Source organism: Phaeovulum sp. (assembly GCF_047638075.1).
Classification (GTDB): Bacteria; Pseudomonadota; Alphaproteobacteria; order Rhodobacterales; family Rhodobacteraceae; genus UBA6197.
The window spans coordinates 20,566-45,167 of record NZ_JBLJBV010000065.1; the positions used below are offsets into that span (position 1 = coordinate 20,566).

A 24,602-nucleotide genomic window follows, 5' to 3' on the forward strand; every position below is an offset into this window, starting at 1 on the left:
CGGACCCTGAGGTCACGGCCCGGCGACCGGTGTTTCGTCCGATATATTCTGGCGCGGCTTTAGCGACAGCCAGATCCCGTCTTTGCCGCGCACGGTCAGATGCCCCACCGGCATCGCCGGGTGGTCCGGCACGGTGCTGAAGCGGTAGGCACGCAGCAACAGCGACAAGATCAGCGGCCCCTCGGCCATCGCGAACCCGGCGCCGGGACAGACCCTTTGCCCCGCCGAAAAGGGAATATAGGCCGATCGCAGACAGGTCTTGCCGTTTTCAGTGTCAAACCGCGCGGGGTTAAAGCTGTCAGGGTCATCCCAAAGCCGTTCATGCCGATGCAGGTGCCAGGGGCTGATTACGATCTGTGCGCCGAGGGCCACGGCACGGCCGCGGAAGGTCTCGGGGCAGGTTGCCTCGCGCACCAACATCGGAACGGGGGGGTAAAGGCGCATCGCCTCGCGGAAGGTGGCGCGCGATAGCTTCAGCTTGTTAATAATTGAAAAATAAGGTATTTCTGGACCAATCACACCAACCGCCTCGGTGGCAAGCCGGTCTTGCCAATCGGGATGAAGGGCAAGCAAATATAGCGACCACGCCAGCGCCGAGGCCGAGGTTTGGTGCCCGGCAAGAAAGAAGATCGCGACCTGATCAACCATCTCGGCGGTGTTAAAACAGAGACCAGTCTGCGGGTCGGGGGTGGTCATGATCTTGGTTGCCAGATCGTCGGGGGCGGTGCCAGCGGCCAGTGCTGCGGCCCGGGTCTGGGTCAACTCTGTGATCAGCGCGCGGATTTTTTTGGCGGTGGCTTTCGTCTTTTGCGAATGAACCCAGGGAAACCAGTGCGGCAGCGGCAAAAGCGCACCGATATTGACGACGGGTTGCGCGCGTTGATGGGCGCGAAATTCGCTAAAGACCTTGCTTGCCGTCTGATCCGCGATCGGAATCGAGAAGAGCGTGCGAAAGATCACATCAGCCGCGACGTGGCTGGTCTCGGCCTCGACATCTAGGGGGTGACCGTTGGCCAGCGGGGCAAGTCGTTCGACAGCCGCGATACCCGCATCCCACATCGCGGGGAATGTGTCGCGCAAGCGCCCACCCTCAAACGCGGGGTCAATGATCCGGCGTTGGCGTTCCCAGGTGGGGCCGTTGGTGATGAACACCGAATTTCCCAAAAGCGGCTTCAACCCTTTGCGGACGCGGGTGGATTTTGGAAAATCCCTGGGGCGACGTTTCAGCACCAGATCGACCAGATCGGGGTCGTTGCACAGATAGCTGCGAAAGAACGGGGTGCGGTATTCCGCCATCCACGCACGGTAAAGTCTTGCGGGGTGGGCCGAAAGGATGTCGCGGCGAAAGAGCTGAAAATACCGCCAGAGCGAGACCTTTTCGGGACGGGCAGGAGGTTTGGGGGGGTGTGTCATGCCCTGCTGGTGAACCTGTTGGTGGCGCGCTCAATGCGGCTTTTTGACGGGGCGCGATCTTTGTAACGGTCGGCAAGCGTCTGCGGGCCTGCGGTGATCTGGAAATAGTCATAGTCGCGCGGGCGGTCAAAGGCACATATATACTGAAAATGCAGTCGGAAAAAACGCCAGCGAAGGGTGCGCCAGCGTTCGGGCGACAGGGATTGGCTGAAGGCAGCCGAGATCACCAGCGGCCAGCGCTTGCCCTTTGGGGCGACGCCGCTGACCGCGACCGGATCGCACAGCGCAAACGCGCAGCCATCGCCGGGGGCGGTGACATCAACCCACGTCAGTTCGGGGTGGGTGGACAGATCGTGAAGATCGGCGCGCAGGCGGTCTGCGCGCGGCAGGTAGCTGACCATTGGCACGACCTGGCCCAGGCTGAGCAGCCCCAGCGCTGGTGCGGACGAGGCTGGGGGCGCTGCCCCCAGACCCCCGGAGTATTTTCGCCAAAAAAAAGCCGGGATGCGGTTTTGCCGGATCAGATCTGCGAGGATCGAGATGGCGAGATGGGCGCCCGAGGAATGGCCGATGACCAGAACCTCGTCCCAGGGTTCGGTCAATGCGGTGGCGATACTGTTGCCAAAAGCGGCGATGCGGGTTTCAAGGGCGGGGGGGTAGGCGCCTTGGGACTGCGCCGAAAAGGCGTAGTCGTGCATCAGGTAATAGGCGTAAAATATGCTGTCGTTCTGGTGAAACCAATTGAGGGTCAGGATCAGCACGAGGGCGGTGAGGCCAAAGCCCACGAGGCCGTCAAAGGGAAAGTCGGGCAGCGCGCACAGTATCAATGCCGCTACTGCCCAGCCTGCAAGCACCCCAACGAGTGCCTGGGCCAAGAGCATGACAATCGGGTAGAGGGCGGCGATGATCGGGCCTTTGCGCAGCCGCATCAGGCCAAAAAGCGCGCCGCTGCTGATATAGGCCCAACTGGTCTGCACCAATTGTCTGTAGGTGGCCGGGATGGAGCGACCCATGCTGTCGCGCACGATATCGGACCAGATCAGAACCTCGAAATCAGTCTGGGTTTTCTGCCCGTCGATCGTGGCCTCTACATGCCAGCCATAGGGGCCGCCGGCCTGTTTGGGCTTAAGCGTCAGGTCGTAACCAGTGATCATAGCCTGTGCCGCGCCCTCTTTGCGGTAAAGTTCGCGGTAGCGGCGGGGGTGGATCGGGTCATAGCCGGGAATGTAGAACACCCGGCGGCGTTTGACGGGAACGGGGGCAGGCGGCATCTGGCGGCTTTCGGGCGTGGAAGGGTGGTGTCGTGCCGGAGATTAGCGGGAAAAGACCGGGGGCGTAAGGGCTTGTCAAGCCTGGGGCGCAAGGCCCCAGCGCGCCTCGTTGGCCTCGATTGCCTTGATGCGTACTGCGGCCTTGGGGTGTGATAAAAGCCATGCGGGCGTGCCAGCACCCGACGCGCCGGTCAGACCTTCGAGTTTCTCGAACAGACGTTTTTGCGGGCCGGTGCCAAACCCCGCCTTGACCATCAGCGCCGAGGCCCAGGCGTCGGCCTCAAATTCATCGCGCCGTGACAGGCGGGCGGCCAGCGCACTGGAAATCAGGTTGGCTAGCCCAACGCCGATTCCGGGCAGGAAACGCCCCAGAACCGTCATCAGCACCATGCGCAGGGCATTCTGGCCGGTAAAGTCGATCATCCGGCGGCGCGAATGGCCCAAGGCGACGTGGCCCAGCTCATGTGCGATAACGCTGGCAAGTTCGGTATCGCTGACCTCTCCAGCCTCGTATTTGCGCAAAAACCCACGGGTCAGAAAGACCCGACCATCAGGTGCCGCGAGGCCGTTGACCGGGTCGACCTCATAGATCTGCACCGGCAGATGCGGCAAACCCAGCGCACCCGCCAACCGGGTAACGACCGCGTCAAGGTCCGGATGCGCAAGCGGGCGCGAGCGGGCGTCAAGCTCATGGCGCAGGCGCCAGGCTGAGAAGTGCCACATCACAAGACCGTAGGCGAGCATCAAAAGAAGGGGCAGAAATTTGATCATGGTTCAGATATGGGGGGGATGCAGGGCACGTCAATGGGGCGGCTGGCCGCGACAGTGCGAGTGGATCAGCCCGCTAAGCGTGCGGGGGCGTTGACACCGGGCTGCGGGGTGTTGGTGTTGTCAGGGCTTTTTCACGTTCCCCCATTGCCCAGTCGCGAAATACTTGCGCCTGCCGGTTGACCAGCGGCTCTGCGGAGGTGGCGGACAGCAGGTAATAATCGTAACCCTCTTTCATCATGCGGTCGGAAACCTGGACGAGGTTGCCGGCGTCGATATCGGGCCGGATCATGGCCATTGGGCAAAGCGCCACACCTTGCCCTGAAAGCACTGCCGCGCGGAGCAGGTTGAAATCCTCAAACGTTGCGCCTTCCAATGGCTTATCGCCGCTGGTGGTGTTTGTGTCGGACAGCCCCGCGAGCCAGGTTGTCCAGCCCGAGGTGTCGCAGTCATGCAAAAGGCCCAGGCGCTGAAAATCCGTGGCGGATTTGGGAGGGTGATCAAGTTTTTGCAGCAGGGCAGGGCTGCATACCGGAAGGCATTGCCCTTCCAGAAACAGCTGGGATTCCACATTTGGAAGGGTCGGCTTTTCCTGCGAGAATACGAAAGCCAGATGCACGTCCTGAAAGTTGATGTCGCGGCCATGCATGGCATAAACGATGCGGAACTCGACCTTCGGGTGAGCCGTGCGAAACCGGCTTAGGCGGGGGATCAGCCAGCACGTCGCCACGGAAGGGATTGCAGCGATAACAAGCGGTTGGTTAGTTTTTTGCATGCGGGTTCGGTTGCAGGCGGCGTCAATTTCAGCAAATGACAGTGTCAGCCTGCGCGCGAGTTCCTCGCCATGCGGAAAAATCCGGATCCGGTTCCCCTCTCTTTCGAAAAGTGGTGTGCCGAACCACGTTTCGATATTGCGAATCTGATGGCTGATGGCCGATTGGGTCACGCAAAGCGCTTCGGCTGCGGCGCGGAACGATCCAAGGCGGGCTACTGTGGTAAAGGTGCGCAGGGCATTCAGGGGCGGCGCTGACACTGCGGCTTTCCTTACATGAGAAAATCTAATGATAGTGTTAGATTTGGTCGTTTGACAAGATTTGCGATTGAAGGCCTTTTGATCCCAGTGGCGCCAGTTTCGGCCCGGCATTCAGCGTGGAGATTTTGATGGAGCGTGAGCGGTTGCAAAACTATGTTGGTAATGGCGAAAAAGCCGTTCCGACCTTTTCCGACGCCGAGATGCAGCGGCGCCTGGATGGTATTCGCGGCTATATGGCCAAGGAAAAAATCGATGCGGCGCTGTTCACCAGCTACCATTGCATCAACTATTATTCCGACTTTCTGTTTTGCTATTTCGGCCGTCGCTACGGCTTTCTGGTTGATCACAACATCGCCACTTCGATCAGCGCGGGTATCGACGGCGGCCAGCCCTGGCGCCGGACCTTTGGCGGCAAGAACGTCACCTATACCGACTGGCAGAAGGATAACTATTTTCATGCTATCCGCGGCCTGACCGGCGGCGTCAAGCGGCTTGGGATTGAGTTTGACCATATCAACATCGACACGCTGAACCAGCTGAAATCCGAATTCCCCAACATGGAGTTCGTTGATATTGCCGCGCCGTCGATGCGTCTGCGGATGATAAAGTCGGCCGAGGAAATCGCCCATATCACCAAGATGACCCGCATTGCCGATATTGGCGGTGCGGCGTGTGTCGAGGCGATCGGCGTGGGCGTGCCCGAACATGAGGTTGCGCTGCATTCCACCGGCACCATGGTGCGCGAGATTGCCAAGGTCTGGCCGCACGGCGAGTTGCTGGATACCTGGACCTGGTTCCAGTCGGGCATCAACACCGACGGCGCGCACAACCCGGTGACCAGCCGCAAGATCGAAAAGGGCGATATCCTGTCGCTGAACTGCTTCCCGATGGTCGCGGGCTATTATGTGGCACTTGAGCGCACGCTTTTTGCCGAAGAGGCCAGCGACGAACATATCCGCCTGTGGAATATCAACTGTGCAGTGCATGATCGCGGCAAGGAACTACTGGTTCCCGGCGCCAAGTGCAGCGATATCGCCAAGGAATTGAACGAGATGTATGCCGCAGAAAACCTGCTGCAATACCGCAGCTTTGGCTATGGCCACTCATTCGGGGTGCTCTGCCACTACTATGGCCGCGAGGCCGGGCTGGAACTGCGCGAAGATTGCGACACGGTTCTGGAACCGGGTATGGTCGTGTCGATGGAGCCGATGATTACCGTTCCGAACCATCTGCCGGGCGCGGGTGGCTACCGTGAACACGATATTCTTGTAATCACCGACGAAGGCAATGAGGGTAACACCAATATCACCGGCTTCCCCTACGGCCCCGATCATCTGATCGTCAAGGGCAAGGGCTGAACCGACAACACCTTTGCGCCTGACGCCCCAAGCGTCAGGCGCAAAGGAAAATGCCGGGCTGATGGCCGGCGCAAAGTGGGAAGAGGAGCCCGTTTCGCACCGGACCAGTCCTGAGGATCGCCAGGCGACTACCCTTTGGGAAAGCGCCCGTCGTGGGAGTGTCTGCCCTGTTCACGCGCTGGTGCGTGCAGGATAAACATAAGGGGAGGAAATAATTTGAAACACGCGAATACGCGCCGTGCGCTTGCCGTTACCGTTCTGGGGGTGCTGCCTTTGGCCGCAGCCCCCGTTTTTGCACAAGACTCGATTTCGGTAATGAGCTTTGGCGGGGCCTATCAACAGGCAGAGCGCAAAGCCGTCTTTGAAACCTATGCCGCCACGACTGGAATCGCGGTGAATGAGCAGGAATATGGCGGCGAAATCGCCAAGATTGCGGCTATGGTCGAATCCGGCAATACCACCATTGACGTTGTGGATGTTGACGCGCCGACATTGTTGCAAGGGTGTGACGAGGGTATTTTTGAAGTTATCGACTGGGACCAGATCGGCCCCCAGGACGACTGGCTGGAGGGCACCACCTCTGAGTGCGGTGTCGGGACGATCGTCTATTCGACGGCACTGGCCTATAATGCGGCCACGCTGGAAAACGGCCCCACAGTGATTGCCGATCTGTTTGACACGGACAAATTCCCCGGCAAGCGCGGGCTGTGGAAAAACCCGGCAACCAATCTTGAATTTGCCTTGCTGGCTGATGGCGTGCCGGCGGATCAGGTTTACGAAGACCTTGCCACACCGGAAGGTGTTGATCGCGCCTTTGCGAAACTGGACACCATCAAGGACAGCATTGTCTGGTGGGAAGCGGGTGCCCAGGCGCCGCAACTGCTGGCTTCGGGCGAGGTGGTGATGACCACAGCCTGGAACGGCCGTATCTACAACGCGAACAACGAAGGTCAGAACTTCAAGATCGTCTGGGACAACCAGATCCTTGATTCAAACTACTGGGTGATCCCCAAAGGGGCGAAAAACAGCGAAGCCTCGATGGCGTTCATCAAATACGCGGTAGAGCCGGAAGTTCTGGCGGGGATCACCAAATATATCCCCTATGGTCCGGTGCGTAAATCAGCTGCGCCGTTCGTGGCCCCAGAGGATGCCGCAAACCTGCCGACCAGCCCCGAAAACCTGACCGTTGCCCTGACCTTGGACAACGCCTTCTGGGCGGATAACGGAGATGAGATCCGCAAGCGGTTCACCACTTGGCTGGCGCGGTAATCCAGGCCCCAATGCAAAAGGAGCGCATCATGAATACTGTGCAAAGCGATATGGTGACGACGGGCAAGACCAATGATGCGCTCGTCAGTTTTACGGCAGTCAAGAAATCTTACGATGGTATCCAATACGTTGTGAAAGACCTCAACCTGGATGTCGCGCGTGGGGAATTTTTGACCATGCTCGGGCCTTCGGGCTCGGGCAAGACTACCACGCTGATGATGCTGGGCGGGTTTGAACGCCCGACGCTGGGGCATATCATGCTGGACGGCAAGCCAGTGGAAAAGCTGCCGCCGGAAAAGCGCAACATTGGTTTCGTGTTTCAGAACTACGCGCTGTTTCCACATATGACGGTGGCCGAAAACGTGGCTTTTCCGCTGCGCTATCGGGGCGTCAAAGGCAATGAGGCGCAGGAGAAGGTGAAACGCGCGCTTGGCCGCGTCAGCCTGGAGGCATTGGGCGACCGCAAGCCGGGACAGATGTCAGGCGGCCAGCAACAGCGCGTCGCGCTGGCGCGGGCGCTGGTGTTTGAGCCCTCATTGGTGTTGATGGACGAACCCTTGGGCGCGCTGGACAAACAGTTGCGTGAAAGGATGCAGATCGAGATCAAGCATCTGCAAACCTCGCTGGGGATTACCATGGTCTATGTGACACATGACCAATCCGAGGCGCTGACCATGTCAGACCGTATCGCGGTGTTTCATGATGGGCGCATTCAGCAACTTGCCGATCCAAAGACGCTTTATAACGCGCCCGAAAACCGCTTTGTCGCCGGGTTTATTGGCGAGAACAATACCATGCCTTGCAGCTTTGTGGGCCGCGAGGCGGGGCAGGCTGTGGTGCGCATGGCGGACGGCGCAATACTGAAAGCGGGCGGCGCGGACCCGGCAGGCGGAAAGGACGGGCTTACGCTATCGGTGCGGCCTGAAAACATCATGCTTGCGGGGGAACAGGTTCCGCCGGGGGCGAACCTGTTTTCGGGAACCGCGACAGATGTGTTCTTTTTGGGTGATCACATGCGGCTTTCTGTCGAGGCGTTTGGGGGCCAGATCCTGACGGCGCGTATACCCATTGCTTCGGCACGGGCGTTTACTGCGGGTGAAACGGTGCATCTGGCTTGCATGCCTGCGGCCTGCCGCCTGTTGGAGGGCTGAGCGATGAGCGTAACCCCCGCAAAGTCAATTGATATGGAACGGGTCCGCACTTTTGTTGCGGTCCGTCGCGCCGCGAAACCGGCACGCCGCAAGGCCTTTGCGCTTGCGCTGCCGTTGGTGGCCTTTCTGGTTATCGCCTTTGTGGCGCCGATCCTTTCCTTGCTGATAACAGCGGTCGATAACCCCGAAGCACGCACCGTGCTGCCAAACACGCTGGTGGCATTGGAAAGCTGGGATGGCACATCGACCCCCGATGAGGCCGTCTTTGCGGCCCTTGCCGGCGATCTGAAACAGGCCAATGCGAACAGAACCGCGGCGCTTGTGGGGAAACGGTTGAACTATGAAATCTCGGGGATGCGCAGCAAGGTGCTTGGGGCGGCGCGAATGGCTGCAAAGTTGAAAACCGGCCCTTACCGCGAAAAGTTTCTGGCGGCGGATGATGCCTGGGCCAACCCCGAAGTCTGGTCGGTCATCCAGCGCAACGGGGCGGGTCTGACCTCCTATTACCTGCTGACGGCTGTTGATTTGAAACAGGCACCCAGCGGGGGCCTGGAAAAGGTTGCCCCGGATCAGGCCATTTTTCTGCCGATCCTGGGCCGCACGCTGCTGGTGGCGGGGATGGTCACGGCCTTTACGTTGCTGCTTGGCTATCCGGTGGCCTATGTTCTGACGATCGCCCCCAAGGCCATTGCGGGGATCATGATGCTGATGGTGCTGTTGCCGCTCTGGACATCGCTTTTGGTGCGCACGACGGCGTGGGTTGTGTTGCTGCAATCGGATGGGGTGATCAACTCGATCCTGCTTACGCTGCATCTTACAGCGGAGAAAGTGCAACTGATCTTTACCCGTGTCGGCACTGTCACCGCGATGACGCACATACAGCTGCCGTTTACCATTCTGCCGATCTATTCGGTGATGCGGTCGATCCAGCCTACGCAGTTGCGTGCCGCGCGATCCCTTGGGGCGGGGCCAACCTCGGCCTTTTGGCGGATCTATGCGCCGCAGACGATGCCTGGTGTGGTGGCAGGCTGCCTGATGACCTTCATCCTGTCGCTGGGCTATTATATCACCCCGGCGTTGGTTGGCGGGCCACAGGACCAAATGGTGTCAAACTTCATCTCGACCTATATCAACCGCGATCTCAACTGGGGGCTTGCTGCAGCTTTGGGGGTGGTTCTTTTGGTTGTGACGCTGGCGATCTATGGCCTGTTCTTGCGTCTTGTCGGCGCTGATAAGCTGAAACTGGGGTAAATCAACATGTGGCTTCCATCCTATGCAACCCCGTCAGAACGTCTGTTACGGATCCTGGTTGTGGTCTTTGCCGTTACGGTGATGCTGTTTCTTATCGCGCCTTTGTTCATCATCGTGCCGCTCTCGTTTTCGAAAGATCCGTTTTTCACCCTGCCGGTGCGCGAATATTCGTTGCGTTGGTATGCGGATCTGTTCGGCAACCCACGCTGGCTGAGTGCGATGGTCAATAGCGCCATTGCGGCGGTGCTGACCACGTTGTTTGCTACCACCCTTGGCACCCTGGCGGCGCTGGGCATCGCAAGGCCGGATTTCCCGGCGCGACGGGTTGTGATGGCGTTGCTGATCTCACCGATGATCGTGCCGATCGTGATCGTTGCCGTTGGCAGCTATCTGTTCTTTGGGCAATTCGGACTGACCAACACCCGCGCGGGTCTGGTTTTCGCCCATACGGCGCTGGCCACCCCGTTTGTGGTGATTACGGTCACAGCGACGCTGTCAACTTATGACAACAACCTGACGCGTGCCGCACATAGCCTTGGTGCTTCGGGGGTGTCTGCGTTTTTCCGGGTGACACTGCCCAACATTCTACCCGGTGTCATTTCGGGTGCGATCTTTGCCTTTGCCATATCGTTCGATGAGGTGGTGGTGGCCCTGTTCATGACCGCAGCCGAGCAACGCACCCTGCCGGTGCAGATGTTTGCGGGTATTCGGGATCAGATCAACCCAACGATCATGGCCGCGGCAACGATGCTTTTGGCGCTGTCGATCACGCTGTTTGCGGCGCTTGCCTTTCTTTCGCGCAAATCCTCGCGCTAGCGGGGCGGGGGCTGGCTTTGTGCCTTGCGCCAAACTTCCGGGGTCGTGCCATGCACGGCCCTGAACACCCTTATCAGATGAGATACGTCGGAAAAGCCGGTTTCCTGTGCGATCTGCGTGATCGAGCGTTCACTGCGTAGCAGCAAAAGCTCGGCGTGGGTCAGGCGGATCTTCTTGCCCGCCTCGGACGGTGTCAGTTCAAGCGCCTCTGCGAAATGACGCTCCAGCTTGCGGCGGCTGACCTTGAGGCGCTCGGCCAACGCGCCAACTGTCAGCGGCGTGTCAAGCCGTTGCTGCATCGTCAGCAGCGCGCGTTTCACCAGCGGATCGGTTGTCAACAGCTCTAGCGGCAGACCCGGTTGCGGGCGTTCGGCTGCCATCGCCTCGTCGATCATCATGATCGACAGGCTTTTCTTGGCGGCCGCGCGACCGATGTGACGGTCCACCAGATAGGCGGCCAGCTGCGCCGAACTGGCCCCCCCCGAACAGGTCAGCCGGCCCCGGTCCACCACGAAAATCTGGTCAGAGATCGGGTTGATGCCGTCAAACTGTTCCAGAAAATCATTGTGGTGAAACCAGCTGACGCAGCAACGATAGCCCTGCATCAGCCCGGCCCGGTGCAGTACGAACGCGCCGGTGCAAACCCCGACAAGCGGCACATCGGCCTGTGCGGCGCGTTGCAGGAAGGCGGTGTATTGGGGGGTAATGCGCTCCAACTCTTCCATCAGGCCGCCGACGACGACGATGTAGTCAAAGCGCTTTGGATCGCCCAGCCGTTCCTCGGGTTGCACCGTCACGCCGCTGCTGGATGTAACCGGATTCATCGTTGCGGACAGCACCTTCCAGCTGCACAGAATCGGGCGCGAACGGTCGCCTTCGTCTGCGGCAAGGCGCAGGACATCGACGAAATTGGCAAAGGCGCACAGGGTGAACCGCCGTGTCAGGATGAAACCGACGCGCAGGCGGGGTGCCAAGGCGGCAACAGAAGCTGTGGGCATGGCGCGGCTCCTTTCTGGGTGGCGCAATTGTAACGCTGATTTGACGCATACATACAGTAAAAAACCACCCCCCCTGCAATGATGTTTCATCACGCTGAAATCTCCGCCCCGAAAGGCTACGCAATGACCCATTTCTCTGCCATGGCGCTGTTGAAAAATGCGCTGACCGGAAACAAGAACTGGGCCGAACAGTGGCCCGACGCGCAGCCCAAGAAAGAATACGATGTCATCATCGTGGGGGCTGGGGGGCACGGGCTGGGCGCGGCCTATTACCTGGCAAAAGAACACGGCATCACCAATGTCGCGGTGATCGAGAAGGGTTGGCTTGGGGGCGGAAACACCGGGCGCAATACCACGATCATCCGGTCGAACTATCTTTATGACGAAAGCGCCAAGCTTTACGATCACGCGCTGGATCTGTGGGACAACCTGTCGACCGAGCTGAACTACAACGTGATGTTTTCAAAGCGCGGCGTGATGATGCTGGCGCATAACGTGCATGATGTGCAGTCGTTCCAGCGCCATATCCACTCGAACCGGCTGAACGGGGTCGATAACCGCTGGCTCAGCCGCGACGAGGCCAAGGCGTTCTGCCCGCCGCTGAATATCTCGCCTGATGCGCGCTATCCGGTGATGGGCGCGGCCTTGCAGATGCGCGCGGGCACCGCGCGTCACGATGCGGTGGCATGGGGCTATGCGCGTGCGGCGGCCAAGCGTGGCGTGGACATCATCCAGAACTGCCCGGTGATCGCGATCCGTCGCGGGCCGGATGGCGCGGTTGAGGGCGTCGATACCGCCAAGGGCTTTATCAGGGCAAAGAAGGTTGCGGTTTCCGCGGCGGGTCACACCTCGGTCATCATGCAGACGGCGGGCGTCAAGATGCCGCTGGAAAGCTACCCGCTTCAGGCGCTAGTGTCAGAACCGATCAAGCCGGTCTTTCCCTGCGTCGTGATGTCAAACACCGTGCACGCCTATATCAGCCAGTCCGACAAGGGCGAACTGGTGATCGGGTCTGGCACCGACCAGTATGTCAGCTATTCGCAACGTGGCGGCCTGCCGCTGATCGAACATACCGTGGCCGCAATCTGCGAGGTCTTTCCGATCTTCAACCGCATGCGCATGCTGCGCAAATGGGGCGGTATCGTCGATGTGACACCTGACCGCTCGGCCATTCTGGGCAAAACCCCGGTCAAGGGGCTTTACGTCAACTGTGGCTGGGGGACGGGCGGATTCAAGGCCACGCCGGGGGCCGCGCATCTGCTGGCCTGGACCGTCGCCAAGGACGAGCCGCACAAGATCAACGCGCCCTTCACGCTTGAGCGTTTCACCACCGGCCGGCTGATTGATGAGGCCGCCGCCGCCGCCGTCGCGCACTAAGGAGTTCAGACGATGCTTTTGATCCATTGCCCCTATTGCGATGATACGCTGCCCGAACTGGAATTTGCCTACGCAGGCGAAGCGCATATCGCGCGCCCGGTCGACCCCTCGGCGCTGAGTGATGAAGAATGGCGTGATTTTTTGTTCATCCGGTCCAATCCGCGCGGGATCCATGCCGAACGCTGGCGCCATATCAACGGCTGCGGCCGCTTTTTCAACGCGCTGCGCGACACGGTAAGCGACCGTTTCGTGACCACCTACAAGGCCGGGGAACCCCGTCCTGACGCAACCGAACTGGAGGCCGCAGAATGAACCCGTTCCGCATCAGGGGCCGTGGCCGCATCAACACGGATCGCCCCGTTCGTTTCACCTTTGATGGCCAGTCCTATCAGGGCTATGAGGGCGACACCCTTGCCTCGGCACTGTTGGCCAATGGCGTGCATCTGATGGGCCGCGGTTTCAAATACCACCGCCCGCGCGGCGTGGTCACCGCCGGATCGGAAGAGCCGAACGCGCTGGTTGGCGTCACCCGTGGCCCGGGCCGGTTTGAGCCAAACACCCGCGCCACCATGCAAGAGATTCATGCCAATCTCGTGGCGGAAAGCCAGAACAAGTGGCCCTCGCTCAAGTTCGATATGGGTGCGATCAACGACCGGCTTTACATGCTGTTTTCGGCCGGGTTCTACTACAAGACCTTCATGTGGCCACGCAGTTTCTGGGACCGGGTCTATGAACCCATCATCCGCCGCTCGGCCGGGCTGGGCCGTGCCCCGACCGAAGTGGACCCCGATCACTACGCGAGCCGTTATTTGCATTGCGATGTGCTGATCGTCGGTTCCGGGCCGGCGGGCCTTGCGGCTGCATTGACGGCAGGGCGGGGCGGCGCAAGCGTTGTGCTGGTGGATGAGCATGCGGAAATGGGCGGCACCTTGTTGTCCGAACCCAACCCCGCTATCGACGGCGCCTCTGCGTGGGACTGGCTGGCATCTGCGCTGGCAGAACTGGCGGCGCTGCCCAATGTGCGGCTGATGTCGCGCACCACGGCAATTGGCTATTATCATCAGAATATGGTGGGCCTGTGCCAGAAACTGACCGATCATCTGGCGGATCTGCCCGCCGGCGCGCCGCGCGAACGGCTGTGGCGGGTGCGGGCCGGTCAGGTTGTGCTGGCCCAAGGCGCCATTGAACGCCCGATGGTGTTTGACGGCAACGACCGCCCCGGCGTGATGACCTCGGGCGCGGCGCAGACCTTCCTGAGCCGTTTCGGTGTCAGGGTCGGTGACAATCCGGTGATCCTGACCAGCCACGACAGCGCCTGGCACACCGCCTTTGATCTGGCAGAGGCGGGCTGCAAGGTGGCCGCCATCGTCGATACGCGCACCGATATTGCGCCCGCGCTGATGCAGCAGGCCATGTCGCGCGGTATTGAAACCCTGACGGGCCACACCGCCACCGCAACCGGTGGCCGGCTGCGCGTCAAGTCGATCCGCGTCAACCCGGTGCGGGGCGGAACGGTCGGCGCAGCCCGCACGATTGCGTGCGATGCGGTGCTGATGTGCGGCGGGTGGACGCCCTCATTGCATCTGTTCAGCCACACCAAAGGGTCGCTTGACTGGGACCCGAAGGCCAAGGCCTACCTGCCCGGCCACAAGACCGAGGCGGTGCATATCGCCGGCGCGGGCCGCGGCCTTTGGGGTATTGCCTCTGCGCTTGATGATGGTGCCAAAGCAGGCGCCGAGGCGCTGCGCGCGCTTGGCCAAAAGGCAGGGGCCGCGACCTATGCCGTCAGCAATGATCGCGCCGGCACCGGCATCACCCAAAAGGAACTGCCGACGGATCGAAGCCCGGGCCGCGCCAAGGCCTTTATCGACTTTCAAAACGATGTGACGGCCAAGGATATTCGTCTGGCGGTGCGCGAAGGTATGCGCTCGATCGAACATGTGAAGCGCTACACCACCAACGGCATGGCCACCGATCAGGGCAAGCTGTCGAACATGAACGGCCTGACAATCGCGTCCGACGCGCTTGGCAAAGAGGTGCCTCAGGTTGGCCTGACCACCTTCCGCCCGCCCTATACGCCAACGACCTTTGGCGCGCTGGCAGGCTATCACAAGGGTCGCCAGTTTGAGGTGACGCGCAAGACACCGATTGACGCCTGGGCCGAAGAAAACGGCGCTGTGTTCGAACCCGTCGCGTTATGGCGGCGCGCGTGGTATTTCCCCAAGGCGGGCGAAGACATGCACACGGCCGTGGCGCGTGAATGCATGGCTGCGCGAAATTCGCTGGGCATCTTTGATGCATCGACCCTTGGCAAGATCGAGGTTTCGGGCCCCGATGCGGTGGAATTCATGAACCGCATGTACACCAACCCGTGGACCAAGCTCGGGGTGGGGCGCTGCCGCTATGGTCTGCTTTTGGGCGAGGATGGTTTTATCCGCGATGATGGCGTGATTGGCCGGATGCGCGACGATCTGTTCCATGTGACCACCACCACCGGCGGTGCGGCGCGCGTGCTGAACATGATGGAGGATTATCTGCAGACCGAATGGCCGGATCTCAAGGTCTGGCTGACCTCGACCACAGAAGAATGGGCGACCATCGCGCTCAACGGCCCCAATACGCGAAAGTTGCTGGCACCATTGGTTGACGGGCTGGATATATCCGACGCCGCCTTTGCGCATATGTCGGTGGCCGAATGCACCGTGGCTGGGTTCCCGTCGCGGCTGTTCCGGCTAAGCTTTACCGGCGAGTTGAGCTTTGAAATCAACGTCCCCGCCCGCCACGGGCGCGCGCTGTGGGAAAAGTTGATGGAGGCCGGCAAGCAATACGACATCTGCCCCTATGGCACCGAAACGATGCACGTTTTACGCGCCGAAAAAGGCTATATCATCGTTGGCCAGGATACTGACGGCACTGTGACGCCGCTGGATGCGGGTATCGGCTGGGCCATCGGCAAGGCCAAGCCGGACTTTGTCGGCAAACGCTCGCTTGCGCGGCCCGATATCGTTGCCAAGGGGCGCAAGCAACTGGTTGGGCTGTTGACTGACGACCCCAAAGAGGTGCTGGTCGAGGGGGCGCAGATCGTGCTTGACCCCAACCAACCCAAGCCGATGAAGATGATCGGCCATGTGACCAGTTCCTACTGGTCTGCGGCATTGGGGCGCTCGATTGCGATGGCGGTGGTTGAAGGAGGGTTCGACCGGATGGGCGACACGCTTCATATTCCAATGGCAAGCGGTAGCGCTGTCACTGCCAAGGTTACCGGCACGGTATTTTACGACCCGGCCGGTGAACGGCTGAAAGTCGAATGAAGAGGATGATCCAATGAATGCCCAGGTAAGTTCCCTTGATGCCGTGTCGGTTTCCGTTCTGCCCCCGGTGGCCCGGCTTAACCTGCGTGTGGACCCCGATGATCTGGCCGCCGCCTCCAGGGCCTTTGGCGTGCCCATTCCGGCCAAAGTCGGGCAGGGTGCTATCAAGGGGGGGCGCGCAGCGTATTGCCTTGGCCCAGATGAGTGGCTTTTGCACGCCCCCGAGGATGAGCAGGCCGCGATCACCGCTGCCTTCGATACGCTGCGCGTCACCACGCCGAACAGCCTGACCGTGATTTCGGACCGCGAAATCACCATTGAGATCCGCGGGCCCCGCGCGGCAGAGCTTTTGTCGGTTGGCTGCCCGCTTGACCTTGCGCGCATAGCCCCCGGCAGTGCCAAGCGCACGGTGTTTGACAGTGCGCAGATCGTGCTGTTGCGTGACAGCAAAGATGCGTTTCGCATCGAGGTGTGGCGGTCCTTCTTTCCGCATGTTCACACGCTGCTGCAAATCGCCACGCGCGAGCTTGCCAGCGGGTTGTGACATAACGTTTTCCTGAAACTGATGGCCACGCCTTCGGGCGCGGCCCGATCTCTCCTTGCCCGAAAGGCCCCATGTCATGTTGAAAACCCTGAACGCCAGCCGCATCACCGACAAGGCAATCGCGGACGCCATTGATCTGGAACTTGACCGCCAGATGAACCAGATCGAGCTGATCGCATCGGAAAATATCGTCAGCCTTGATGTGCTACGCGCGCAAGGGTCGGTGCTGACCAACAAATACGCCGAAGGTTACCCCGGCCGGCGCTATTACGGCGGCTGCGAGCATGTCGATACCGTCGAACAGATCGCCATCGACCGTGCCAAGCAACTGTTCGGCGCGGGGTTTGTGAACGTTCAGCCGCATTCGGGCGCACAGGCGAACCAGGCGGTGTTTTTGGCCCTGCTGCAACCCGGCGACCGGATCATGGGTCTGAATCTGGCGCACGGCGGGCATCTGACGCACGGATCGCCGGTGACGATGTCAGGCAAGTGGTTTGACGTGGTCAGCTACGAGGTGCGTGAGGATAACCAGCTGATCGACATGGATAATGTTCGTAAGGTTGCGCTTGAAACAAAGCCCAGACTGATCGTCGCCGGGGCCTCGGCCTATCCGCGCCACATCGACTTTGCCGCATTTCGCGAGATTGCTGATGAAATCGGCGCTTATCTGATGGTTGACATGGCCCATTACGCGGGTCTGATCGCGGCGGGGCTATATCCTGACCCGATGCCGCATGCCCATGTCGTGACTACCACCACGCATAAAACGCTGCGCGGTCCGCGTGGCGGCATGATCCTGACCAATGATGAGGCGTTGGGTAAAAAGTTCAACTCGGCCGTGTTTCCCGGCAACCAGGGTGGCCCGTTGATGCATGTCATCGCCGCCAAGGCCGTGGCCTTTGGCGAGGCGCTGGCGCCATCGTTCAAGGGCTATGCCGCCAGCGTGATCGCGAATGCCCGTGCATTGGCCGATACCCTGAGCAGCGGTGGTATGGGGATCGTTTCCAACGGAACAGACTCGCACATGGTGCTGTGTGATCTTCGCCCGTTGGGCGTCACCGGCAAAGCGGCCGAGATTGCATTGGAACGCGCTGGCCTGACCTGCAACAAGAACGCGATTCCCTTCGATCCGGAAAAGCCTTTCGTGACGTCTGGCATTCGTTTGGGTAGCTCTGCGGGCACCACCCGCGGCTTTGGCGAGCCAGAGTTTCGCGCCATTGGCGAGATGATCCTGCGGGTGCTGCGCGGTCTTGCCAACAACCCCGAAGGCGACGCGGAAATTGAGGCGGCTATGCGCGCCGAGGTCAAAATCCTGTGCGACCGTTTCCCCATCTATAGTTGATCAGGGGCACGGAAGGGGCGATCTGATTGGCCTTGTCCAGGGTGGTTACCTGGGCAAGGATCAACGGGCACTTAGACTGTTGGGTCGGCGCGGGTGTTGGATAATTTATAAAGCGCCCGCGCCACCATCAGATCAAGATGCCCGCCACCCGCATTTTTGTAGATGGTGATCTCTGCCGCAGAAGTCCGCCCGGCGACGCGCCCAGTGCATAGGTCGAAGAGATCCCCTGCGATGCTTGACGCCGAAATGACGCCTGTGGCGATCGGGGCTGAGATATCGCCTGACGCCATCGCCAATGCGGGGTTGTTCAGAAAAATCCGCCCGCGCCGCATGGTCTCATCATCGCTTTCGCGCATGGCGTCGGTAAAGGCGCCGACCAAGTCTACATGGGTTCCCGGTTGCAGCCACGCGCCTTTTAACACAGGCTTTGACGCACTGGTGATGCAGGTCACGATGTCGGCAGCCCTGACCGCACTTTCAAGATCGGTGGTTGAGGCGACCTTCACCCCCGGCAACGACAGGTTATCGGTCAGGGCGCGTGCTTTCGATTCTGTGCGATTCCAGATGGTTACCTGTTTTATGGATGGTCGAACCGCACACATCAGACGGATATGCGGTTCGGCCTGTGACCCGGCGCCCAAGACGACAAGATTTGTCGCATCAGATCTGGCAAGGATTGAGGCGCCCAGGGCTGAATCCGCTGCGGTCTTGTAGCGCGTAAAACTGTCACCCGTGATAACGCCAAGCAGCGCACCATTTTCCCCATCAAAAAGCACAAAGACCGAATGGATATTCTGCCCATGGCCAAGCCGTTCATTGGCGGGAAAGACTGTGGATAGTTTTGCCCCAAGCGCCGTTCCCGGTTGCCAGGCCGTCAAGGAAATGAAGTGATTGATTTCGCCGTTTTCCTGGATGTCCTCCAAGGCAGACCGGGCCGTCGGAATCGCCTCGTGCTGATGCCCTGCGCGGATCGCTTCAACCAGCAAAAGCGGGTCGAGAGATGGCAGCAAGGTATCTGACTCAATCAGGCTGGGGGGCATAGCCTTTGCCCCCCCATGATCTGGTGTAGGGGTATGATCTTCGTCCGCACTTTGGTCAAAATCACAGATCCTTCGTCAGCCTGATGGCGTCATAGATCGCGGCCAGAATATTTCGCCCCGAGATCGCATCACCGACCCGATAAAGCAGAAAACTGCCCTTTGGGTTACGCGTCACATTCTGGGGATGGTTATCTATCAACGCCTGATAATCCACCTCGCCCAGATTGGAAGAGTCTGGTTTCAGATCAAAATAAAGATCGTCCAGCGGCAACGTGCCATGTTCGACTACGATCTGATCGGCCTGCTTTTCGATATGCTGGCGGCCATATTCATCATAAAAGGTCGCCACCAGCGAATTGCCCTCGCGCCGCACGGCCTCAAGCCGCAGGCCAAGCGTTATGGCAACTTTCTTTTGGGTGAAAACGCGGAAATAAGGCGGAAAGCTGGTGCTGCCAACATCCGGCGCCAAGGTGCGTTCGGGGGTCACAAAGGACAGCGCACTACCCGATTGGGCCAGAAACTCGGCGGTGGTCATCCCCGGATGGGCGCCGTTGTCATCATATAGAATGACGGATTGGGCCGGACGTTCGGCACCCGTCAGAATGGCCCAACTGGTCGTGACAAGGTCTTCGCCCGCATCAAGAAAGGATGTGTTGGGCAGCCCGCCGGTGGCCACGATCACGACATCCGGGTTTTCAGCCCGCACGGTGTCTGCCTCGGCAAAGGTATTGTACCGAATGTCGACCCCGTGCTGTTCGCAACGCGCAAGCCGCCAGTCGATGATGCCCATGATTTCGCGCCGTCGCTTCAGCCCGGCGGTGATCCGGACTTGGCCGCCAGCCGCATCGCCGGCCTCAAAGACGACAACCCGGTGGCCGCGTTCGGCGGCAACCCGCGCCGCCTCAAGCCCACCGGGGCCCGCGCCGATCACCACAACCGTTTTCTTTGGTCCGGTTGAGGGGGTGATGACATGGGGCACGGTTGCTTCGCGGCCGGTGGCGGGGTTGTGGATGCACGACGCCTGACCGCCGTAAATGCTGTCGATGCAGTAGCCCATACCAACGCAGGGGCGGATATCGTCTTCGTTCTTGGCAATGATCTTTTTGACGATATGCGGGTCTGCCATATGCGCCCGCGTCATGCCGATCATGTCCACTTTGCCCGCGGCAATCGCGTGGCGCGCGGTTGCCACATCCTGAATTCGGGCGGCATGGAAGGTTGGCATGCCGCTGGCACGACGCACCTCGCCGGCAAAATCAAGCTGCGGGGCAGAAGGGGAGCCCATGCCGGGGATCATCCGTGACAGGACCTCTTCGGATTCGGTCCGCCCCCGAACCACGTTCAGAAAATCAAACTGACCCGACGCTTCCAGCTTTTGCGCAATCGCTATGCCTTCCTCTTTGGACAGGCCGCGCGGTGTTTCCTCGTCGCAGACCAGCCGCGAGCCTACCAGAAAATCAGGGCCAACCCGTTCGCGAATGGCGCCGATGATCTGGAACAGGAACCTTAGCCGGTTATCAAGACTGCCCGCATATTCATCATCGCGGTGGTTGGTAATGGGTGACCAGAACTGGTCGATCAGATGGCCGTAGCATTGCAACTCAAACCCATCGAGGCCACCCGCCTTTACACGCTCGGCGGCATCAGCATAATCCTTGACGATCCGCGTCACATCCCAATCTTCCATGGATTTGGGATAGGCGCGATGCGCCGGTTCGCGTATCGACGAGGGCGCAACCGTGGGAAGCCAATCTGCCTTGTTCCACGTCGCACGCCGCCCCAGATGGGTGATCTGGATCATGACGGCAGCACCGTGGCTGTGAACGTCGTCCGACAGCTCTTGCAACCACGGCACGACTTCGTCCTTGTAAAGCATGATGTTGCCGAAAAGCTGTGGGCTATCTGGCGCAACGATGGACGAGCCGCCGATCATCGTCAGCGCGATGCCGCCTTTGGCCTTTTCGGAATGATAAAGCCGGTAGCGGTCCTTGGGCATCCCGTCATCGGTAAACGCGGGTTCATGCGCGGTAGACATGATGCGGTTGCGCATTGTCAGATGCTTTAGCGTATAGGGCTGCAAAAGAGGATCAGCGGATGTCATTGTCGTCTCTCCATACCGTCGCCCGAGGCCGAGTGATGGCGTTCAAATGGATTGCCGCTGATCGGGGTGATTTTGCGGCCGGTTTTGGGCCATGCACGGGGCATGACGCCTGGATTTTATCTGCGGATTGGCTGGCCCCCTACGTCACAACATACGCAAGGGGCCACCCGATTACTTCAGCAAACGGGCCTCACCGGTGTCCGCCGCGCTGGGGCTCATCCCATATTTCTCAAGGATTTCCGCGATCTTGCCGCTTTCATGCAGTTCTTTGATATCGTCATCAAAGGCCGCAAGAAGCGCGTCGTTGCCCTTGGCCAAGGGGAAGGTGATCTGACCCGCCGCCTGGCTGGCGCCTACACGGTCATCGGGTTGAATCGGCTTGATCTGCATGCCTTCCATTCCGCCGGCGCTCATGGCCGCAATGGCGGCCCCCATGCCTTCCAGCCCCGCGTCGATCCTGCCGGACATCAGATCCTGCTGCATCCCGACCGAGTTTGGATAAAGCATCAGACTATCGCCCAAAATCGCCGCAACGTCAGTAACCCAAAGGTTGCCCTGCACTGTCCCGACGGTCTTGCCTTCCAGACCTGTCATTGTGTCGATGCCGGCTTTTGACCAAACACTCATCTGGTCAACATAAAGCGGTGCCGACAGATTGACGACTTCGGCGCGCTTTTCTGTCCGGTACCATGCGCCCACCGTCGTATCGGCCCGCTTTGAGATGACAGACTGGATCGCCGCGGCGGTGTCGACCGTCTGTGGTTTGATTTCCAGACATTCCATCTTGGCGATTTCGGCCAGGATATCTCCGTCGATACCGCTGGCTTTGCCGTTCGCGTCCATAAAGGAAAACGGCACGAGGATCGTTACGGCCGGGATGATGAACCCTTGTTCGAGTGTCTGCAAACCTTCATGTTTGGGGGTGCAACTGTCTTGTGCGGTTGCCGTGCCTGCGACGCCAAAGGACAGCAGCGCGCCAAAGGCAAGGGAACTCCAGTGAATTCTTGATGCAGTCTTCATAGCCCAACTCCTTGTTGATTCCCGGTATTTTGATTTACCCCCGCGAACGAGAGCCAGACCCAGCACGATGTTCCACCCAGGAGACGAGGAACGACGCTGGAATGCAGACGGCCGCAAAAAACAGCCCGGCAATGGTAAGCGCAGGGAAATAGTGGAAGGTGTTTGCCCCCACGTTGTAGGCGCGGCTGATAATTTCAGGCAGCGAAATCGCGAAACAAAGCGATGTGCCCTGAAAAGTCAGGATCGCCAGCCCCATCAGCGCGGGTGTCGCCACGCGTAGCCCCTGGGGCAGAAGGATGAACTGGTAGGTATCCCTGCGGCTAAGCCCAAGTGCTGTGGCGGCCTCGGTCTGGCCTGCGGCAACGGCCCCCAGACCCGCGCGGATAATCTCGCTGGCGTAGGCCCCGGCATTCCAGCTTAGCGCGATTGTGGCCGAGGCAAATGCGCTTAGCGGCATATTCACGGTGGGCAGGCCGAAATACATGAATTGCAGCAGCACGAGCGCCGGAGCCCCGCGACCCAGCTCAACCAGAACAAAGGCCGGGATTCGAAACACCAGGGATTTGGCCTTTACGCCCAGGGCAAACACCAGGCCAAGCGGAAACCCGATGATAAGTGCCAGCGCCGTTAGCTTGATACTGATCAAGAATCCGGCCCAAAAACCGGGCAGCCAGGATACGATCTCATCCCAGGTTACGCCCATCAACAACGCGTCCATCAGCGGGCCACCCTTGTTTGCAGACGATAGTCCGCCATGCGTGAAAGCCAGGCGATTGGCAGGCTTATCAGAATGTAGAGAACCCCGACGACGGCAAAGACCTCTAGCCCCTTGAATGTCATCTGCGAAACCATGCTGCCGCGATAGGCCAGATCAATCACGCCAATGGTCGAGGCGATGGAGGAATCTTTCAGCAAGCCGATGGCATAGGTCGCCGCCGACGGAAGCGAGACACGAAACATCTGCGGGATGATGATGTCGGTGAAGGTATGGCGGTGGCCGAGGTTTAGCGCGCGCGCCGCCTCCCACTGACCCTCGTGGATGGAAATCATGCCGCCACGGTAGATTTCGGCCATGTTGACGGTTGCGATTATGCCAAACACGATCGCCGCCGACACAAAGGGCGACATCTGCACCGCCGCAACCCCGACGCCAAAAAACACGATGAACAACCACACGATCGGCGGGATCGCCCGAATAAGCGTGATCAGCGCAAGCGTGAGGATGCGAACCACACGGATCTTGGATTGGCGCGCCAACATAAGCGGAAACCCAAGGATGGCACCCACCAAAAACGCCACCCCGGTCAGCGCGATGGTGATCGGCAAGCCTAGAAGGATCTGAAGGAAATTGGCATAGGTCATCGTTCGTTCACCGCACGAAGGAAGCGTTTGGCGCGCGGCGTTTGCGGGTTACCAAGAACCTCTTTGCTGTTGCCGTATTCGACAACTTTACCGTCCGCCATGAACATTACGTGATCGGAAACGTTCCCTGCAAAGCTCATCTCATGGGTGACAACAATCATCGTCATCCCGCTTTCGGCCAGCTCGCGCATGACCGCCAGAACCTCTAGCCCCAGTTCGGGGTCAAGCGCGGATGTCGGTTCGTCAAACAACATGACATTGGGGCCAAGCGCCAACGCCCGCGCAATCGCAATACGCTGCTGTTGGCCGCCCGAACACCGGGCAGGGTATTCATGCGCCTTTTCCGCCAGACCGACCCGGTTCAGAAAATCAAGCGAGATCGCGTCCGCCTCTTTCCGGCTGCGGCCCAATGTCCGTTCCTGGGCCAGGCTTACATTGCGCAGCACACTCATATGCGGGAACAGGTTGAAAGACTGAAACACCATGCCGATGTTCTTGCGCAGCGCATAAAGCTGTTGGCGGGTAGGGGGAATTTCACCGTCCAATCGGGTGTCGCCAACGGTAACGATACCGGTATCGGGCGGCTCCAGGTAATTGATGCAGCGCAGCAAGGTTGACTTCCCCGAGCCGCTTGACCCGATGATCGCCAATACCTCGCCCGCTGCCACAGACAGATCAACGTCGCTCAGAACTTTGAACGTCCCATAACTTTTTGAGATTTTCTCCAACTGGATCACGGGGCGTTCATTCATAGGGAAGTTGTCCTTGTTCGGCTGATGATAAGGCCCGATGCCCTGCTGATTACGCCGTCTCACAGCCTTTGGCACGAATGGCGCGGGGTAGGGGGGCGCAAGTTGATATTTGGGACGCAGCACCACAGTTATCTTGTATGCTGTATGATAACTGATGAATTTCGGGCGTCAATAAAACTATTGCCACGGCTACATTCTTGGCCTTGCGTTGGCCGCATCATAAAGGCTGTGGAGCACGACGGTGGCTTTGCGCATTTCATTGTGAACCATGACCTCCAGCGCGGTGCCGGCTTGCGCCAGATCAGTTGCGACAAGCGCCAAAGCGATGTCGTGACCAAAGTGATAGCTGAAACCGCCAGAGGTCACGCGGCCCGCCAGTTTGCCATTGTGATAGACACCTTCATCCGCAATCACCGACGTTTCGC

Annotated in this window: 22 protein-coding genes; 10 read left to right on the forward strand and 12 right to left on the reverse strand. The window is 59.7% G+C overall.

The window, feature by feature from the left end:
- Positions 1-12: 12 nt before the first annotated feature.
- The 4 genes from ACM62R_RS10045 to ACM62R_RS10060 form a co-directional block, all read right to left on the reverse strand.
- Positions 13-1,413, reverse strand: coding sequence for a cytochrome P450 (locus ACM62R_RS10045; RefSeq protein ID WP_415183917.1), 1,401 nt, complete (start codon positions 1,411-1,413; stop codon positions 13-15).
- A complete protein-coding gene (locus tag ACM62R_RS10050; RefSeq protein ID WP_415183918.1) occupies positions 1,410-2,684 on the reverse strand; it encodes a hypothetical protein in 1,275 nt (424 codons plus the stop codon). The genes ACM62R_RS10045 and ACM62R_RS10050 overlap by 4 nt, the downstream gene beginning before the upstream one ends.
- A gap of 75 nt (positions 2,685-2,759) precedes the next feature.
- A complete protein-coding gene (locus ACM62R_RS10055) occupies positions 2,760-3,455 on the reverse strand; it encodes a M48 family metallopeptidase (RefSeq protein WP_415183919.1) in 696 nt (231 codons plus the stop codon).
- A gap of 73 nt (positions 3,456-3,528) precedes the next feature.
- Complete coding sequence (locus ACM62R_RS10060; protein ID WP_415183920.1) at positions 3,529-4,485, reverse strand: LysR substrate-binding domain-containing protein; 957 nt, start codon at positions 4,483-4,485, stop codon at positions 3,529-3,531.
- A gap of 128 nt (positions 4,486-4,613) precedes the next feature.
- Between ACM62R_RS10060 and ACM62R_RS10065 the strand changes: the two genes are divergently transcribed.
- From ACM62R_RS10065 to ACM62R_RS10085, 5 genes are all read left to right on the forward strand, one after another.
- On the forward strand, positions 4,614-5,843 hold the full coding sequence (locus tag ACM62R_RS10065) for an aminopeptidase P family protein (RefSeq protein ID WP_415183921.1): 1,230 nt from the start codon (positions 4,614-4,616) through the stop codon (positions 5,841-5,843).
- 216 nt (positions 5,844-6,059) lie between these two features.
- Positions 6,060-7,112, forward strand: coding sequence for an ABC transporter substrate-binding protein (locus tag ACM62R_RS10070; RefSeq protein ID WP_415183922.1), 1,053 nt, complete (start codon positions 6,060-6,062; stop codon positions 7,110-7,112).
- Between the two features lie 29 nt (positions 7,113-7,141).
- Complete coding sequence (locus ACM62R_RS10075) at positions 7,142-8,263, forward strand: ABC transporter ATP-binding protein (RefSeq protein ID WP_415183923.1); 1,122 nt, start codon at positions 7,142-7,144, stop codon at positions 8,261-8,263.
- A 3-nt stretch (positions 8,264-8,266) separates the two neighbouring features.
- On the forward strand, positions 8,267-9,514 hold the full coding sequence (locus ACM62R_RS10080; RefSeq protein ID WP_415183924.1) for an ABC transporter permease: 1,248 nt from the start codon (positions 8,267-8,269) through the stop codon (positions 9,512-9,514).
- Positions 9,515-9,520: 6 nt separating this feature from the next.
- Positions 9,521-10,330: an ABC transporter permease gene (locus ACM62R_RS10085; RefSeq protein ID WP_415183925.1), complete on the forward strand. Its 810-nt coding sequence runs from the start codon at positions 9,521-9,523 to the stop codon at positions 10,328-10,330.
- Here ACM62R_RS10085 and ACM62R_RS10090 read toward each other — a convergent pair.
- On the reverse strand, positions 10,327-11,328 hold the full coding sequence (locus tag ACM62R_RS10090; protein ID WP_415183926.1) for a GlxA family transcriptional regulator: 1,002 nt from the start codon (positions 11,326-11,328) through the stop codon (positions 10,327-10,329). The two genes, ACM62R_RS10085 and ACM62R_RS10090, sit on opposite strands and share 4 nt — an antisense overlap.
- Before the next feature lie 123 nt (positions 11,329-11,451).
- On the opposite strand from ACM62R_RS10090, the gene ACM62R_RS10095 reads away from it, so the two are divergent.
- The 5 genes from ACM62R_RS10095 (at position 11,452) to glyA (ending at position 17,902) form a co-directional block, all read left to right on the forward strand.
- The gene (locus tag ACM62R_RS10095; RefSeq protein WP_415183927.1) at positions 11,452-12,705 is read left to right on the forward strand and encodes a sarcosine oxidase subunit beta family protein; all 1,254 of its coding nucleotides are present in this window, start codon (positions 11,452-11,454) and stop codon (positions 12,703-12,705) included.
- A gap of 12 nt (positions 12,706-12,717) precedes the next feature.
- Positions 12,718-13,017 (forward strand): sarcosine oxidase subunit delta, encoded by a 300-nt coding sequence (locus ACM62R_RS10100; RefSeq protein ID WP_415183928.1) that lies wholly within the window; start codon positions 12,718-12,720, stop codon positions 13,015-13,017.
- Positions 13,014-16,016 carry a sarcosine oxidase subunit alpha gene (locus tag ACM62R_RS10105; RefSeq protein WP_415183929.1) on the forward strand — a complete coding sequence of 1,001 codons (3,003 nt, stop codon included), beginning with the start codon at positions 13,014-13,016 and terminating at the stop codon, positions 16,014-16,016. The genes ACM62R_RS10100 and ACM62R_RS10105 overlap by 4 nt, the downstream gene beginning before the upstream one ends.
- Positions 16,017-16,029: 13 nt before the next feature.
- Positions 16,030-16,560: a sarcosine oxidase subunit gamma gene (locus ACM62R_RS10110; RefSeq protein WP_415183930.1), complete on the forward strand. Its 531-nt coding sequence runs from the start codon at positions 16,030-16,032 to the stop codon at positions 16,558-16,560.
- A 76-nt stretch (positions 16,561-16,636) separates the two neighbouring features.
- Positions 16,637-17,902, forward strand: a complete 1,266-nt coding sequence (glyA, locus tag ACM62R_RS10115; RefSeq protein WP_415183931.1) for a serine hydroxymethyltransferase — start codon at positions 16,637-16,639, stop codon at positions 17,900-17,902.
- A 71-nt stretch (positions 17,903-17,973) separates the two neighbouring features.
- On the opposite strand, the gene ACM62R_RS10120 is transcribed toward glyA, so the two are convergent.
- The 7 genes from ACM62R_RS10120 to ACM62R_RS10150 all read right to left on the reverse strand — a co-directional run.
- Complete coding sequence (locus tag ACM62R_RS10120) at positions 17,974-18,942, reverse strand: ornithine cyclodeaminase family protein (protein WP_415183932.1); 969 nt, start codon at positions 18,940-18,942, stop codon at positions 17,974-17,976.
- A gap of 61 nt (positions 18,943-19,003) precedes the next feature.
- Positions 19,004-21,043, reverse strand: a complete 2,040-nt coding sequence (locus ACM62R_RS10125; protein ID WP_415183933.1) for an FAD-dependent oxidoreductase — start codon at positions 21,041-21,043, stop codon at positions 19,004-19,006.
- Positions 21,044-21,214: 171 nt separating this feature from the next.
- A complete protein-coding gene (locus ACM62R_RS10130) occupies positions 21,215-22,063 on the reverse strand; it encodes a substrate-binding periplasmic protein (protein ID WP_415183934.1) in 849 nt (282 codons plus the stop codon).
- Positions 22,064-22,097: 34 nt separating this feature from the next.
- The gene (locus tag ACM62R_RS10135) at positions 22,098-22,781 is read right to left on the reverse strand and encodes an amino acid ABC transporter permease (protein WP_415183935.1); all 684 of its coding nucleotides are present in this window, start codon (positions 22,779-22,781) and stop codon (positions 22,098-22,100) included.
- Entirely contained in the window at positions 22,781-23,425 is a 645-nt protein-coding gene (locus tag ACM62R_RS10140) for an amino acid ABC transporter permease (RefSeq protein WP_415183936.1), read from the reverse strand. The genes ACM62R_RS10135 and ACM62R_RS10140 overlap by 1 nt, the downstream gene beginning before the upstream one ends.
- Entirely contained in the window at positions 23,422-24,177 is a 756-nt protein-coding gene (locus ACM62R_RS10145; RefSeq protein WP_415183937.1) for an amino acid ABC transporter ATP-binding protein, read from the reverse strand. Before ACM62R_RS10145 ends, ACM62R_RS10140 begins: the two co-directional genes overlap by 4 nt.
- A 189-nt stretch (positions 24,178-24,366) precedes the next feature.
- Positions 24,367-24,602 (reverse strand): glycine cleavage T C-terminal barrel domain-containing protein (locus ACM62R_RS10150; protein ID WP_415183938.1); only part of this gene is annotated, 236 nt, incomplete at its 5' end.

Excerpts from the sequence above, each read along its gene's own strand:
- ACM62R_RS10045 (WP_415183917.1), bottom strand. The coding sequence starts at position 1,413 with ATGACACACCCCCCCAAACCTCCTGCCCGTCCCGAAAAGGTCTCGCTC.
- ACM62R_RS10050 (WP_415183918.1), bottom strand. The coding sequence starts at position 2,684 with ATGCCGCCTGCCCCCGTTCCCGTCAAACGCCGCCGGGTGTTCTACATT.
- ACM62R_RS10055 (WP_415183919.1), bottom strand. The coding sequence starts at position 3,455 with ATGATCAAATTTCTGCCCCTTCTTTTGATGCTCGCCTACGGTCTTGTG.
- ACM62R_RS10065 (WP_415183921.1), top strand. The coding sequence starts at position 4,614 with ATGGAGCGTGAGCGGTTGCAAAACTATGTTGGTAATGGCGAAAAAGCC.
- ACM62R_RS10075 (WP_415183923.1), top strand. The coding sequence starts at position 7,142 with ATGAATACTGTGCAAAGCGATATGGTGACGACGGGCAAGACCAATGAT.
- ACM62R_RS10080 (WP_415183924.1), top strand. The coding sequence starts at position 8,267 with ATGAGCGTAACCCCCGCAAAGTCAATTGATATGGAACGGGTCCGCACT.
- ACM62R_RS10085 (WP_415183925.1), top strand. The coding sequence starts at position 9,521 with ATGTGGCTTCCATCCTATGCAACCCCGTCAGAACGTCTGTTACGGATC.
- ACM62R_RS10090 (WP_415183926.1), bottom strand. The coding sequence starts at position 11,328 with ATGCCCACAGCTTCTGTTGCCGCCTTGGCACCCCGCCTGCGCGTCGGT.
- ACM62R_RS10095 (WP_415183927.1), top strand. The coding sequence starts at position 11,452 with ATGACCCATTTCTCTGCCATGGCGCTGTTGAAAAATGCGCTGACCGGA.
- ACM62R_RS10100 (WP_415183928.1), top strand. The coding sequence starts at position 12,718 with ATGCTTTTGATCCATTGCCCCTATTGCGATGATACGCTGCCCGAACTG.
- ACM62R_RS10105 (WP_415183929.1), top strand. The coding sequence starts at position 13,014 with ATGAACCCGTTCCGCATCAGGGGCCGTGGCCGCATCAACACGGATCGC.
- ACM62R_RS10110 (WP_415183930.1), top strand. The coding sequence starts at position 16,030 with ATGAATGCCCAGGTAAGTTCCCTTGATGCCGTGTCGGTTTCCGTTCTG.
- glyA (WP_415183931.1), top strand. The coding sequence starts at position 16,637 with ATGTTGAAAACCCTGAACGCCAGCCGCATCACCGACAAGGCAATCGCG.
- ACM62R_RS10120 (WP_415183932.1), bottom strand. The coding sequence starts at position 18,942 with ATGCCCCCCAGCCTGATTGAGTCAGATACCTTGCTGCCATCTCTCGAC.
- ACM62R_RS10125 (WP_415183933.1), bottom strand. The coding sequence starts at position 21,043 with ATGACATCCGCTGATCCTCTTTTGCAGCCCTATACGCTAAAGCATCTG.
- ACM62R_RS10130 (WP_415183934.1), bottom strand. The coding sequence starts at position 22,063 with ATGAAGACTGCATCAAGAATTCACTGGAGTTCCCTTGCCTTTGGCGCG.
- ACM62R_RS10135 (WP_415183935.1), bottom strand. The coding sequence starts at position 22,781 with ATGGACGCGTTGTTGATGGGCGTAACCTGGGATGAGATCGTATCCTGG.
- ACM62R_RS10140 (WP_415183936.1), bottom strand. The coding sequence starts at position 23,425 with ATGACCTATGCCAATTTCCTTCAGATCCTTCTAGGCTTGCCGATCACC.
- ACM62R_RS10145 (WP_415183937.1), bottom strand. The coding sequence starts at position 24,177 with ATGAATGAACGCCCCGTGATCCAGTTGGAGAAAATCTCAAAAAGTTAT.